Here is a 14,683-nt window from a genome sequence, read left to right on the forward strand (position 1 = left end):
CAGTCTACAAAACATTCACACAATGCTTGTAGATTAGAACGGTAAGTCGTCATCACTAATATCAATAGGTCCGTTTGCATTTGCAAATGGGTTATCTGATTGATTATTATTTGATGTATTGTTGTTGTTATTATTGTTATTTTGATATGACGATGTATTTTGTCCTGATTGTTGTCCACCAAAGTTTTGGAAATTATTATTCCCTTCTTGGCCATGACGTTGGTTTTGATTTTTAGGTTCAAGGAATTGAACGCTATCACAAACTACTTCAGTTACAAAAACACGACGCCCTTCTTGGTTTTCATAGCTACGTGATTGAATGCGACCGTCAACGCCAGCTAAACTACCTTTGAATAAGTAGTTATTTACATTATCTGCTTGTTTTCTAAAAACGACACAATTAATGAAATCTGCTTCGCGTTCCCCTTGCGCATTTGTAAACGTACGGTTTACTGCTAGAGTAAAAGTCGCAACACTCACGCCTGAGGGTGTTGTTCTATATTCTGGATCTTTCGTTAAACGACCGACTAAAACAACTCTATTTATCATTTAAACGACCCCCATCTATTATTTTCTTGTCTTATCTTCGTCTTCACGAATTACGATATAACGGATTACATCGTCTGAAATTTTAGCTAAACGTTGGAATTCGTCAGTAGCTTCGTTATCAGAAGTTTGGATACGTACGATATTGTAGTAACCTTCACTGAAATCATTGATTTCGTAAGCTAAACGGCGTTTGCCCCAATCCTTAGCTTCTAAAACTTCTGATCCTTGAGAAGCTAAAATTCCGTTGAAACGTTCAACGACAGCTTTTTTAGCATCTTCTTCAATGTTTGGACGAACGATGTACATAACTTCATATGTTCTCATTTTATAATTGCACCTCCTTGTGGTCTATGCGGCTCATCATCATTTGTGACAAGCAAGGAATAATTTTCATTACTCACAATCAAGAATTATAGCACAAGCCTTTACTTTTTACAATGGTTATCCATCTTTAGCAATTGCTTAATTTCATATGAATGTTTCATATGAAACATTAGAAAATATTAACTTTTGTAATGGATATTTCTCATATATAGACATTCGCTTACTTTTCATTTTATAAATTGACACTATTTCATATATTTAAATTTATAAATCACAATTCATTATTTTAATAAAAAATAAATGCCATTTAAGCTAAGCTTGAAAATCCACTTTAATTCTACTAGCATAACCTCTATGTTCGTTTTTTATATTTTTTAACCACTTTATTTTAGTGATATTTTTTAATTACATAAACAAAGGAGTATGTTATGGTTTCTACAATTAAAAAAGGATTCATTACAATGTGTGTATTATTTGCATCAACAGCAACTATTAACTCTGCTTATGCAGCTGATAATACCTCAAGCCAAAAAGGAACAATGGGATATGGATACCAACAATATTTAAATAAACATCCAGAAAAAGGTACAAATCAAGAAACAACAACTCGTTCTAATGACATTCAATCTGAAGCTGGAACTACACAAGATGGTGAACGTATTTTAGATATTTCTGAATGGCAAGGCGATTTGACTGATCAAGAAGTAAAGGACTTAAAAGCAAGCTACGATTTCATTATTATTAGAGCACAATACGGCTCAGAAAAAATAGACGAGTCCTTAGAACACAATTCTGATTTATTAGATAAACATGACTTAGACTTTGGTGTCTATTCATATAGTATGTATGAAAATCCTGATGACGCACGTTATGAGGCACAAACTTTATATAATCGTGCACCAAAAGCAAGCTTTTATATAAATGATTTTGAACAAAACTCAGTTACTTCTGGCACTACCGAAGAAAGTACGAATGCTTGGTATGACGAAATGAAGGGTTTGGCAGGAAATAAAAAAGTACTATTTTATTCATACGAAAATTTCATGTTAGAACATGCTGAACAATCTGTAGAAAATTATGATGGCTACTGGATGGCTAACTATAACCCAGGTCAGCCTACTCGCAATCACGTTTTATGGCAGTATACTGATAGCTACGCTTCCCCTGAATTAAATCAAGAAGTAGATGCTAATTATACAGGACCAAATGTTAGTACCGATTGGTTCATCTCTTAACTTTATAAACATTAGAAAAGATGGTAGGACTATAAGCTCCTATTAATATAATAAAACAGGCTAGGACAAGTTAACTTGTCCCAGCCTGTTTTATTATATTAAGATTTTTATATCACTATATTCCAATATATCATTTGGAGGCTAACTGTTTTACACGTTAAATCTAAAGTGTACAACGTCGCCATCTTTCATAATGTATTCTTTACCTTCTAAACGCTGTTTACCAGCATCTTTGGCACCATTTTCACCATTAAATTCTACGTAGTCGTCATAACTAGTAACCTCTGCACGAATAAAACCACGTTCAAAATCTGTGTGGATAATACCCGCACATTGCGGAGCAGTCATACCTTTAATGAATGTCCATGCACGTACTTCTTGTACACCTGCCGTAAAGTAAGTAGCCAAACCAAGCAAATCATAAGTTGTACGAATTAAACGATCGAGACCTGGTTCTTCAATACCTAAATCTTCTAGGAACATTTCTCTGTCTTCATCCTCAAGTACAGCAATTTCTTCTTCAATCTTAGCACTGATTACGATGACTTCAGAATCTTCCTTCTCTGCATATTCACGGATAGTTTTTACTTTTTCATTATCTTCATCGCCAATTTCATCTTCGCCTACGTTAGCGATATATAACATTTCTTTAGAAGTTAACAATTGAGCTTGGTTCACATATTTTTGATCTTCTTCTGTAAATTCCAAGCTTCTTACAGGATTACCTTCTTCTAAAGCTTCTTTAATTCTTGATAAAATACGTGTTTCGTTCACTGCATCTTTATCTTTTTGACGTGCCATTTTTTCTAATTTTGGTAAACGTTTGTCTACAGATTCTAAATCTGCTAATACGAGCTCCATATTAATAACTTCAATGTCATCAATTGGATCTACACGGCCAGAAACATGTGTAACATTGTCATCATCAAAAGCACGCACAACTTGGCAAATCGCATCTACTTCACGGATATGAGATAAGAATTTATTACCTAAGCCTTCCCCTTTAGAAGCACCTTTAACAATACCTGCAATATCGGTAAATTCGAATGTTGTTGGAATTGTTTTTTTCGGTTCTACCATTTCTGTTAAAACGTCTAATCTACTATCCGGCACTTCCACTATACCTACGTTAGGGTCAATTGTTGCGAATGGATAGTTTGCTGCAAGCGCACCTGCTTTTGTAATTGCGTTAAAAAGTGTAGACTTTCCTACGTTTGGTAAGCCGACAATACCTGCTGTTAAAGCCATTATTCATTCTCCTTATCGGTAGTATCTTTTTGTGATACCACAATTTTTTTTAGTTTTTTATTAAATGTTTGTCTAGGAATCATAATACTACGCTGACAGTTTTCACATTTTATTCGGATGTCTGCACCTACACGAATGATTTTAAAACGATTCGTACCACATGCATGCTGTTTTTTCATTTCTACAATATCATTCAAACCGTAATTGGATGTCATTCTGTAACACCTCCGACCGTCTTATGCATTATTTTGTTGGTTTGGTTCGTATTGTACCATCATTGGTTGTGGCATTTTAATTTCTTTAATTTTGAATAATTTCAATATTTCTTTTCTTAAAATGCGTGCCCCTGTAAAGCCTTCTCCAGGTATCGTCTCTGCAGAAATACGTAATACGATTTCATTATTTGTGATGGAATTTACACCAACCACCTCTGGCGTAGATATAAATAAATAGTATTGCGAACGAATCGCTTCAAAGGAAGCATTTAATTCATCTTCCACTTTATCAATATCTTCTGTTATAGAAACTGGAATTTCTACTATTGCTTCGCCATTTATTACAGAGTAATTCGTAATTTCACCCACACTACCATTAGGTAATGTAGTTAGCTCACCAGAAATAGTATTAATACGCATAGATCTTAGCCCTATTGATTTAACAGTACCTTCTGCTACTGGAGCGCCACCATTACTAATTTTAACATAATCTCCTACGTCAAATTGGTTTTCAAAAATAATAAAGAAACCTGTAATAATATCTTTAACTACAGTTTGTGCGCCAAAACCAACAGCCAAGCCAACGACGCCAGCACTTGCTATAATACCTCCTACACTGATACCAAACTTACTTAAAATCGTAGTTAACACTATGAACCATACCACATATGAGACTACATTTTGCACTAATGATATTAAAGTTTTTGAACGTTTTTTATTACTATTCTTACCTTTATTTTGAATTTTAAAGAACTGTGCGATACCTTTATTCACAAAATGTAAAAGAATCCATGCAGCCACTACATAAACTATAATCATTATTAAATTAGAGAGTAATGATTGATATGTTTCTGGTTGCAATAATGGTTCTATGATAGAATAAAGAATATTTTTCACTTGATTCAACTATACTTCCTCCTTAACACAACTTCACTTCATTTTATTATAACCTTTTTAAATGTAAAACAAATCCAACTTTCGCTCTAAATTCAAACCTTATCAACGATTTATACTACTTATTAATCGCAGTAAAAGTTAACCTCATCTAGTTTATTAAAAATATAAACGTTAGCAAAGTATTTAAGCATAATTTTCACGTTATTTTTAGCGTTTGTAGCTAAAAAATGGCAAAAGAAAAAGAACCATAATTAAAAATTATGATTCTTTAACACCCAGTTAGCAATATTACTATAAACTTTCATAATAATTCAAGTGTATTTTTATTTTTTTATAGAATAGCAGAAATTCAAATTACGTGATCTATAAAAATAATCGATTTTAATTAATCACATTTTTATGTAAATCACTTAATAGCACAGAGTATAAAATTACATATAATTAATTTTTAAATAATTTTTATATATTAACATTTACGCATTATTTTCAAACAGTTGGGGAATTTACACCAAAAATTTATTCAATTATTATAATATTTATATGTAGGAGGTGAGCTCACTTTTAGTAAACTTTGTATATTAATATGACTGACCACTTTTACACAAGCTTTTAAACGAATTCATGTTACTTTATTTAAATAATACTTTTTTCGTCGTTGTTGGGTATTAAATAGCTAAGTTACATATTATTTTCAAGCTAGTGGTTAAAGTTGAAATATTAATCCCGTAATACTTAGTTTATGTTCTACACTTTTAGAAATTTTAGAACAATGAGTCTTTAACTAAGAACCTTAATTAAAGATTATGATACTTTAACACCCAATTATTTATATGATGATAGTTTTTAACGCAAGCTTTACTCTTCCGGATTCCTAATTTATAACTAGTAATGTGCACATACTGTCCCTTACAACAGTATGTGCATTTTTTGATGCTATTGGCCACTTAAATATGCGCTTAATTTATTTCTCTAACTTTTCAACGTTACACATAGAAATACACTTAATTTATTGATAAATTAAGTGTATTTCTTCGAAAATTAGTCATTGCTACTCAGCAATTTTTTCTCTAAATCATTATATAATTTAAAAATCATTATACGTTCTCCAGTTATAGAGCTCAAGTCTGTATGAAAACTTTTAACTTCTTCACCTGAAATTGATAACACAATTTCATTGAGTTCTTCTATACCTGATTCTACAAGTTTAGAACGTGTTCGTTTAATCGTTAATAACCCTTCATTCGTGCCACAAACTTTATACTCTGCTTGTGTCAACACACCTTGTAAACTGACTATTATCATATCACGTAATATGTCTGTTTTAACTGAAAGAGAACCACGACCAAGGAAGTCTTTTTCCCATTGTGTAATTGCTTTACTGATTTCAGATTCATAGGTACCTTTGGTTTTTTTCATTAAATATACATCTCCCGTAGAATCAAAATTAGAAATTCATTTTAACAAAGATAACAGTATCATTTTTCAGCAATTTTCTCTATAACTACGTTGTGTTACCTAAGAAATATCAAATTACTCTTTTAAATGCCCTAAAGTGGAAAGCTTGGATTTCCCATAACCGCTTTAAAGGTTTGTTGTCCAATCATGCCATAATCCTTGTTCATCAATACTGGCCAATCTAACCCAGCCATTAACTATTTTTTGGTTAAAATCAGAATCATTATCCAATAAGTTTTTAATAAATGACTGTGGAGCTTGGATAACAATCAATAATCTTATTGGCGAATGGTACATTTTGTAATCAGCTGCCATAACAGATTGCCATGGCAATCCTGTTAATAAGTCACTGGCGTTCCCTTGCATAACACCGATACCCGCCGTTACTGTTTGCGTTGCTTTACTTCCACTACCATAAAAATGAGGTGCTACTGTAGACGCATAGTATTGTAGATTAATCCATTGGGCAACAAGTGCTGGGCCGGCAATAATATTTGCTAATATATTACCATCTTTATCATTTTGCCAATCATAATTATGCAAGAATGCTCTACCTGCGAAATCACTATTCTTAGTTAATTCACGTTGACCTATAATAAATGCTGCATTTTTCGCTAATCCCCATTCTGGTCTTATCTCGCTCCAATCATTTGTTATACGATGAACTTCATCGACTGGGTTCGGCTTAACTATATTATTATTCGGTAACTGCGCCAATCTTTTTTTATTTGCGGCATAGCTTATTCGAGGCATTGCCGCTTCAATTTTATCGTAAGCTATTTGTGCCTCTTGGGATAATTTAGGTAAATATATCCACTTCAATTCATCTACAGAAGTTTGATGTTCTGCAGCTGCGAAAATAGTGCTTTCTGGTATTTCAATACCTTCCTGTAACAAACTTTCTCTTACCTCAGTCATATTACATAAATGAGCCAATACTTTAGCATTGAAACCACTAGCTGCCCCACCACATGCGCCACAATCTAATGAAGCCGCATAAGGATTATTAGCACTTTGGCTGCCATGACCACACATCACAACTAACGGCGCAAAGTCTTTAGTTAAATCCATTAATTTTAGTGCTTGCAATGCGTAATTTACTTTTTCTGCTTTGGTGAAACCAATTGGTAATCCATCTTCAAAATGTACATGCTGATGGTTATGATGTTGATTGCGATCCAATGTTAAAGTAGTATCTTGTGGTTTTTGTAACCAATTGCTATAAAACTTACGAATCATTACACCCACACGTTTCGGTATAAAACTTCTCGTTAACATTTGTAGCGATAACCAAGGACCACTCAATTCCGGCAAGAGCAAACTAGGCAAAACGTTCTGCTTCATTTTTTTAAATGTATAAGTAACGGATTCTAATGCATGCTTACGTTGTTGGAATGCATTGGGCTCACGTTCATGTGTGTATTCTTCAATTTTATGCTGTGGCTGACTCATAACTGGTAATGACGGATGACTGTATTTGCTACCTAACTCAGATTTCTCAATTGGCAAACCAAAAAAACCTGCAATGCCAAGAGTTTCAAATGGGCCGGCTGCTTCAATTTGTCTTCTAAAAGGTTCCGACCTTACATCAATACAGAATGACATTTGAACTTCTACTTGTTGTGCTGTTATTTCATGAGGTTGTTCTGGTACAATCATATCTTTTAATTGTTCATTATAGGTTGCTTCCCATGCCTCTAACCACAATTTCCTGCATAATTGCTCATTAAAAGCTTTCGCAAACTGCACATATTGTTCTTGTTCTTCTATACTTAACGCACGCCAAGTTTCTACGGTAAATCCACCCCACTGCAACCATGAAACAATGCTTGTTTCCAAAACACTTTCATCTTTAGTATTTGGTGGCTTAACCGGTAAATGCGGCTCTACGATTGCCCATTCCATCGCAACACGTATAGCAAGATAAGTAAATAATAAATCATGGACCTTCTTATGATGGTCATCTTGCCACATCATCATACCTGCCCAACCTGGTAATGACAATAAATGATTCTCTAAATATGTTTGAACTTCTATATCCTTAACACCTAGATTGTTTAATGAGGTTTTAAGTAATGATTCAGCATCGTTTGGCAATGATTGCAAACGTCTACGTTGCTGTTTAGTTAACGCTGGGTCATATGGTACTAATCTCTGCCAAGCATTAAAGAGGCCTTTATCTCTGTCTGGCATCGTCCATCCGGACTGCGCGTCATCAATAAATAACTTACACCATTTGATTATGTGATAATCCAAAGTATCGATTAATCTTTCTTTTTTATCATTAAAGACGTATGTACTAATTAACGGCACTGATGAAGATTGTCCGGATGTAGTATTACTTCCCTTCAAACTTTCCGTCAACTCTTTCACGAGTTCATCTACGACTTCTTGTTTTTCTGAGTTTATCTCCAATGGCTGTAACTTTAATGCTTGATTACCATACTGAATAGCGTGCGCTTTCGGAATAGATATCTTTGTTTCTTCTATCCATTGTTGAAAACGACGTTCTATATACTTATCGCTTATTTCACCTTGTTGTCTTGCTTCTATAATAGTTGTTCTCGCTGGATAAATATCAACTTTGCGTTCTTGTTTTAACCAACTTGCCACTTCATCAAATGTTTTATCTTCTAATCCAGACCAAGGACTTCTAGCAGCAAAAACTGAAATGGGTGATAAAGGAACAATGACCTTGCTCGCATTGTCAACTGTCATACGAATATCATCAATATAGCTAAATTGCGTAACAGAATTTATGTTTGATTCTCCCATTTTAGTGCCCTCCTTTGGATAGATATTTTTTCAAGTAATTAGGGTGACGTTCCACTGTTTCAATTTTCGCATCACCTAAACGTACGATCCACATATAAATAATTGAAAATGCTACCGATGAACGATGACGTGCTACCCACGTACTCATCAAACTACCAAATAATAAAATTAGCGCAACAATTACAGTTGCGAACATAGGTGGCTGTGCGCTATGAAATGCGATGGTATGCAAAGCATCACTAAAGAAGTGGTGAACTATATAATAAACTATGCCAACTACACTCATTACTAATAAACCCATGATACGACCAAATTTCCCTTCACCAAAGGCAACTAGTTGTGTCCAAGATACAGATAATGACCACGCTAAAATAAGACCACTAACTAAACGGTAACCTTGTTCTGGAGCAGATAACCAAAATCCAAGACCTATCATAATTGCTAATCCACGTCCTACTAATATCCATAAGTAAGACATTCTTTCATTTGCACGACTCGGTACATTAAAATGTCTTACAGCCGAACCAGAGCGTAAAAAGAGTGTCGCTTTAAATAAACCATGTAATATTAGATGAATAATTGCAGGTATATATGCACCTAGCGCACATTGAATTAACATAAAACCCATTTGTCCTATTGTTGAACCCACTAATAACCTTTTATAGTCTACATGTACTAAGCTAATACCTGCGCCTATAAGTACAGAGATACTCGCAAAACTTAATAAAACAATTGTTGCGATGTCACCATTAAATAATGGAGAAAAACGCGTAAGCATAATACCCCCAGCATTCACAATACCAGCGTGCATTATTGCAGAAACAGGAGTTGGTGCTGCAACAGACTCTATTAACCATCTGTGGAATGGCCATTGTGCCGCTGGAATCATAACTGCTAATACTATTAAAATATTAATGCCAAAACGTGTCCATGCATTAATCTGATTGAGATTAGCTTCGGTAAACATGCCTGTATAATGCCATTCTCCTGTTACAAATCCTAACCATGTAACAGCTAGCAATAATGCCAGCCAACTCAAGAAAAATAATTTCCCTGTAACAATTGCTGCTGCTCTCGTCACTCTCCAAGCACTTGTCAAACTAATCAGTAACGTCAGGCCTACTAATGTGAAGCCCCAGCTGACTACCATAATACGAACATCACCTGTTAACCATGCTGTAGCTGCAAAGCTTGTCGTTAAAGTAAATAACATAAAGTATTTTCTAAAACTTCTATCTCCAGCCAGATAGCGTACACAATAACGTTGGATGATTAAACCAATAACCAATACGAAAAATGCCATCAGCCAAGATAAAATATCTGAATACCATAAGCCAATATTAATGTTCTTTGGTGCTAAAATTAAGCCAACGAACGCTATCAATGGCGGCAATGCCACTAAACAAATATGTATACGAACGTACGCTAGTGATATGCGCTTATTTAAAAATATAACGCTGCTTATTACTGAGATGAATATCGCGACAAATAATAGAATGAGAAGTGATGATAAATTAGGCGATGTAAGCATATCGAATCCTCCTTTATTGGATATGAAGACTTTGGTCATAAAGTTAGCTTTTCTAAAATATAGTTGTAAGACTTATTAAAAAAAGCCGACAATATATAATAAATCTTCGACGATTTATTACTACTGTCGGCTTCATTACAACGCACGCTAATACTTTATGCAGTGTTTTGTTTTGCTACCTATATATGTATGTTGCTTTTAAAATTTATAGTTTAAGTTAAATCAGTTTACATATGTCGTATGATTTTCGCTTTCTACTTCAATTCGTTTACTTTTTCAATTTGCCAATATTTCTATTAACATCTTGCTAAAGCCTAAATCACCTAGTTCAAACGCACATCAACGACTATATTTATTTTTATTTAATATTACAAACATAAACTTATTGTTCGTCATTGTCAAGAAATAGAAACTTTTAATAGCAAAAAATCATTAATTAAATATAAATTTTATAAATATATATTTAATATTTTTCACTTAAATAATGCTAAAATAATTAGCAAGTATGGAGGGATAGAAGTTGACGAAAAAAATTGACTATAATGCTTATGGTTTTAGATTTAAAGGAGATTATCAAAATAATGTTGCTGGTTTAAGTGCAATTGGCTTCGAACTCGTACAAAGTCCAAATTATCGATGGCATGGTTTGCACAGAGGAGAACAAGATGTATATATTTTTCAATATACGACTCGCGGCCGCGGTGCAATTTCTATAGGAGAAAAAATTTATCAACTTGCTAAAGATGATGCATTTTTTGTTCGTGTACCAAGTAATCACTGTTACTATCTTCCCAATCAATCGAGTGAATGGGAATTTATTTATTTTACAATTTATGGCGAAGAAGTTAGTAGATTATTTAACAGAATTGTATCTACACATGGAAATATCATGAAATTCCCTATAAATTCCGAGCCTATCAAATACATTATAGAAACATTGGAAAAAATAGACGCTGTGGGCATTAAACATGGATACGAATCTTCTTCCTGTGCTTATACTTTTATGATGAAATGCTTAGAATATCTCGAATATGGTTTGCAGAGATCTAATAATTATCCTCTACCAACTATAAAAGCAATTAAATTTATAGAAAGTCATTATCAACAAGATATTACATTGGACGATATTGTAGCAGTTACCGGTTTATCAAAATATCATTTTAGTCGCCAATTTCATAAAGTTGTGAATGATACACCTATTAATTATTTAACTAAAACTAGAATTAAAAATTCATTAATTTTATTAACTAAAAGTTCCCAAAACATTGAATCTATTGCGTTTGAAGTAGGTTACGCCTCGAGTAATTACTTTAGTAAAGTTTTCAAGAAAATTGTTGGTATAACTCCTAATAACTATCGAAAAAATACTACAATCATGCCAGTTGATAAGTTGTTTATAGATTAACAAAGAGCAATATATTACTCTTTTCAATATTATTTACGCTTGTTTGTCCTAAAAATAATGTCTAATCTATACATAAGCTATAGTGATATCAGAAAATTTTCGTTTTAAATTTTAAAAAATAGACAGTATTAATGATTATTCGGTTTTTAAATAAAACTAGGGGGCATGCTTAATGGACAAAATTACATTTCTAGGCGCAGGAAGTACTGTTTTCGCCAAAAATGTACTAGGCGATTGTATGACAGTGGAGGCGTTACAGGATTTTGAATTTGCTTTATATGACATAGATGAGCAACGCTTACACGATTCAGAAATGATGTTAAATAATTTAAAGAAAAATTTACATTCAAACGTTACTGTGAAAGCGTACCATAATCGTAAAGAGGCATTATCCGGAGCAAAATATATCATAAATGCAATACAAGTGGGTGGATATGATCCTGCTACAATTACTGATTTTGAAATCCCTAAAAAATATAAATTAAGACAAACTATTGCTGATACATTAGGTATTGGAGGTATTTTCCGTAATCTAAGAACAATACCCGTAATGCAAGCCTTTGCCGATGATATTAAAGAAGTATGTCCAAATGCTTGGTTTTTAAATTATACAAATCCAATGGCAGTTTTAACTAATATAATGCTAAAAGAAGGTATTAAAACGGTTGGACTTTGCCATAGTGTCCAAGTATGTACGAATGACTTATTGGATTCATTAGATTTACCAAAAGATAATATACAATCTAAGATTGCTGGAATTAATCACATGGCTTGGTTACTTGAAATCAAACAAAATGGCAAGGACTTATATCCAGAAATCAAAAAGCGTGCCAAAGCAAAACAAAAATCAAAACATGACGATATGGTTCGTTTTGAAATTTTAGATAAATTTGGATTTTATGTTACAGAGTCATCTGAACATAACGCAGAATATCATCCTTACTTTATTAAAAATCTGTACCCAGAATTAATTGACGATTACAATATTCCGTTAGATGAATACCCTCGTCGTTGCATAAAACAAATAGAAGAATGGTCACAAATGCGTGATGATATCGTCAACGACCAAAGCCTAACTCATCAACGTTCGAACGAATATGGTTCTTATATTATTGAAGCAATGGAAACAAATAAACCATTTAAAATTGGTGGCAATGTATTAAACACAGGAGGCTTAATAAGCAATCTACCTGAAAATGCAGTTGTCGAAGTCCCATGTTTAGTTGATGCAAGCGGTGTAGCACCTACTTATATAGGTAATTTGCCAGAACAGCTCGCAGCCCTGAACAGAACAAATATAAACACTCAATTATTAACAATAGAAGCTGCATTAACTAATGATAAGTCAAAAATTTATCAAGCTGCTATGTTAGACCCACATACAGCTTCTGAGCTATCTATCGACGATATCATCTCTCTTTGTGATGATTTAATTGAAGCCCACGGTGATTGGCTTCCGTCATATAAATAAACTTACACCAGACCTGCCATTATTCAATTAGATAAGCAGTGTCTGGTTTTTTACAAAACATTTTACTACTATAATTGAAAAGTTATATATATCTAAAAACTTAAGGAATTTGTTTATATAACGACTTAAGTTTTCTTATGAGGTGATTTATTTGGAACGACAAATAACACGTAAAGAGAAATATTCATTTGGCATCGGTGCTTTTGGTAAAGATTTAGTTGTTAACCTAATTGGTATATATCTTATGTACTATTTAACAGACATCTTAGGTATTACAGCTGGTTTTGTAGGAACATTATATTTTGTAGCTCGAATTTGGGATGCTATCAATGATCCTATTATGGGAATGATTGTAGATAAAACAAAAACAAAGTGGGGAAAATTTAGACCATGGTTAGTTATTGGCACTATTATCAATTCTATTGTCACTATTATACTGTTTACAAATTTTGATTTGTCTGGAACCAGTCTATATGTATTTATCACAATAATGTATATACTTTGGGGCATGACTTACACTATGATGGATGTTCCTTATTGGTCATGGTTGCCAAATTTAACGAATAATCCAACCGAACGTGAAGAGGTTTCAGTAATTCCAAGAATATTTGCAAGCCTAGCTAATTTAATTTTGGGCGCTATCGGTTTAAGTATTATACTATTCTTAGACAATTTATTTGGAAATGGTAATCAATCTGTTGGTTTTTTAATACTCACAATCATTATAATTATCTTCTTTATCACAACAATGGGAATTACTGTCCACAATGTTAAAGAAGCACCTACAAATATTGATACAGGTATTACATTACGTTTCAAAGATATATGGAGAATATTATTTACCAACAAAGAACTTTTAAATTATATCGGTATTTTAATCACCTTTTTCTTATGTACACAAATCATTGGAAATGTTCTCATTTATTATTTTAGCTATGTTGCTGAGTCCAAGTTTTTATTTGCACTTTATAATGGTATGGGATTTGTAGAAATTCTTGCTCTGATTATTTTTCCGAGAATTGCAAAATGGATTACACGAGAGCGTATATTTCCTATTGCAACCTGTAGTATCATATTCGGACTATTGATTTTGCTAGCTGCAAGCTACATTTCACCACAAGCCATATCACCTGTCGTATTGGGTACTACCTTTATCAAAATTGGTACTGGCTTCATTATGGGAATCATCACCGTTTCAATCGCAGACGTAATTGATTATAGTGAAATGAAGTTCGGACAAAGAAATGAAAGTGTTATCACATCTACTCAGACGTTCTTAATGAAAACAGCTATGGCTATTTCCGGTTTAATTACTGGTTGGAGTTTAACACTTTTAGGTTATCAACCGGGTGTTCAACAAAACGAATTCACAAAAAATGGATTGCGTTTCATTATGATTATACTCCCAATAATTTGTATAATAGCTAGTTTTATTATTTATAAATGGAGTTACAAATTAAAAGGGGCGTATATAAAAGATGTAGTAAATGTATTAAATCTAAGAAAAAGTAAAAAAGGATAATCTAAACAGCCACTGCAAAATGGATAAAACCAAAATGACTCACCTATAGTATCTTA

The 14,683-nt window shown here is 33.2% G+C and carries 12 protein-coding genes; 4 read left to right on the forward strand and 8 right to left on the reverse strand.

Annotated elements, in window-relative coordinates:
- Positions 1 to 33: 33 nt before the first annotated feature.
- Positions 34 to 549: a single-stranded DNA-binding protein gene (gene ssb, locus ACM591_RS00660; protein ID WP_029378816.1), complete on the reverse strand. Its 516-nt coding sequence runs from the start codon at positions 547 to 549 to the stop codon at positions 34 to 36.
- An 18-nt stretch (positions 550 to 567) separates the two neighbouring features.
- On the reverse strand, positions 568 to 873 hold the full coding sequence (gene rpsF, locus ACM591_RS00665) for a 30S ribosomal protein S6 (protein WP_017723387.1): 306 nt from the start codon (positions 871 to 873) through the stop codon (positions 568 to 570).
- A gap of 428 nt (positions 874 to 1,301) precedes the next feature.
- On the opposite strand from rpsF, the gene ACM591_RS00670 reads away from it, so the two are divergent.
- Entirely contained in the window at positions 1,302 to 2,108 is an 807-nt protein-coding gene (locus tag ACM591_RS00670) for a GH25 family lysozyme (RefSeq protein ID WP_326008345.1), read from the forward strand.
- 150 nt (positions 2,109 to 2,258) lie between these two features.
- On the opposite strand, the gene ychF is transcribed toward ACM591_RS00670, so the two are convergent.
- From ychF to ACM591_RS00700, 6 genes are all read right to left on the reverse strand, one after another.
- Positions 2,259 to 3,356 (reverse strand): redox-regulated ATPase YchF, encoded by a 1,098-nt coding sequence (gene ychF / locus ACM591_RS00675; RefSeq protein ID WP_029378814.1) that lies wholly within the window; start codon positions 3,354 to 3,356, stop codon positions 2,259 to 2,261.
- The gene (locus tag ACM591_RS00680; protein WP_029378813.1) at positions 3,356 to 3,571 is read right to left on the reverse strand and encodes a DUF951 domain-containing protein; all 216 of its coding nucleotides are present in this window, start codon (positions 3,569 to 3,571) and stop codon (positions 3,356 to 3,358) included. The genes ychF and ACM591_RS00680 overlap by 1 nt, the downstream gene beginning before the upstream one ends.
- 21 nt (positions 3,572 to 3,592) lie before the next feature.
- A complete protein-coding gene (locus tag ACM591_RS00685; RefSeq protein WP_029378812.1) occupies positions 3,593 to 4,477 on the reverse strand; it encodes a mechanosensitive ion channel family protein in 885 nt (294 codons plus the stop codon).
- 1,029 nt (positions 4,478 to 5,506) lie between these two features.
- On the reverse strand, positions 5,507 to 5,884 hold the full coding sequence (locus ACM591_RS00690) for a DUF2294 domain-containing protein (protein ID WP_029378811.1): 378 nt from the start codon (positions 5,882 to 5,884) through the stop codon (positions 5,507 to 5,509).
- A gap of 165 nt (positions 5,885 to 6,049) precedes the next feature.
- Positions 6,050 to 8,698, reverse strand: coding sequence for a DUF2309 domain-containing protein (locus ACM591_RS00695; protein ID WP_029378810.1), 2,649 nt, complete (start codon positions 8,696 to 8,698; stop codon positions 6,050 to 6,052).
- A gap of 1 nt (position 8,699) precedes the next feature.
- On the reverse strand, positions 8,700 to 10,229 hold the full coding sequence (locus tag ACM591_RS00700; RefSeq protein WP_029378809.1) for an NADH dehydrogenase subunit 5: 1,530 nt from the start codon (positions 10,227 to 10,229) through the stop codon (positions 8,700 to 8,702).
- Between the two features lie 520 nt (positions 10,230 to 10,749).
- On the opposite strand from ACM591_RS00700, the gene ACM591_RS00705 reads away from it, so the two are divergent.
- The 3 genes from ACM591_RS00705 (at position 10,750) to melB (ending at position 14,627) form a co-directional block, all read left to right on the forward strand.
- Positions 10,750 to 11,634, forward strand: coding sequence for an AraC family transcriptional regulator (locus ACM591_RS00705; RefSeq protein ID WP_029378808.1), 885 nt, complete (start codon positions 10,750 to 10,752; stop codon positions 11,632 to 11,634).
- 172 nt (positions 11,635 to 11,806) lie between these two features.
- Positions 11,807 to 13,105, forward strand: a complete 1,299-nt coding sequence (locus ACM591_RS00710) for an alpha-glucosidase/alpha-galactosidase (RefSeq protein ID WP_326008350.1) — start codon at positions 11,807 to 11,809, stop codon at positions 13,103 to 13,105.
- A gap of 151 nt (positions 13,106 to 13,256) precedes the next feature.
- Positions 13,257 to 14,627 carry a melibiose:sodium transporter MelB gene (gene melB / locus ACM591_RS00715; protein ID WP_216715548.1) on the forward strand — a complete coding sequence of 457 codons (1,371 nt, stop codon included), beginning with the start codon at positions 13,257 to 13,259 and terminating at the stop codon, positions 14,625 to 14,627.
- Positions 14,628 to 14,683 lie beyond the last annotated feature (56 nt).

Source organism: Staphylococcus sp. Ze2 (assembly GCF_048568365.1).
GTDB lineage: Bacteria > Bacillota > Bacilli > Staphylococcales > Staphylococcaceae > Staphylococcus > Staphylococcus xylosus.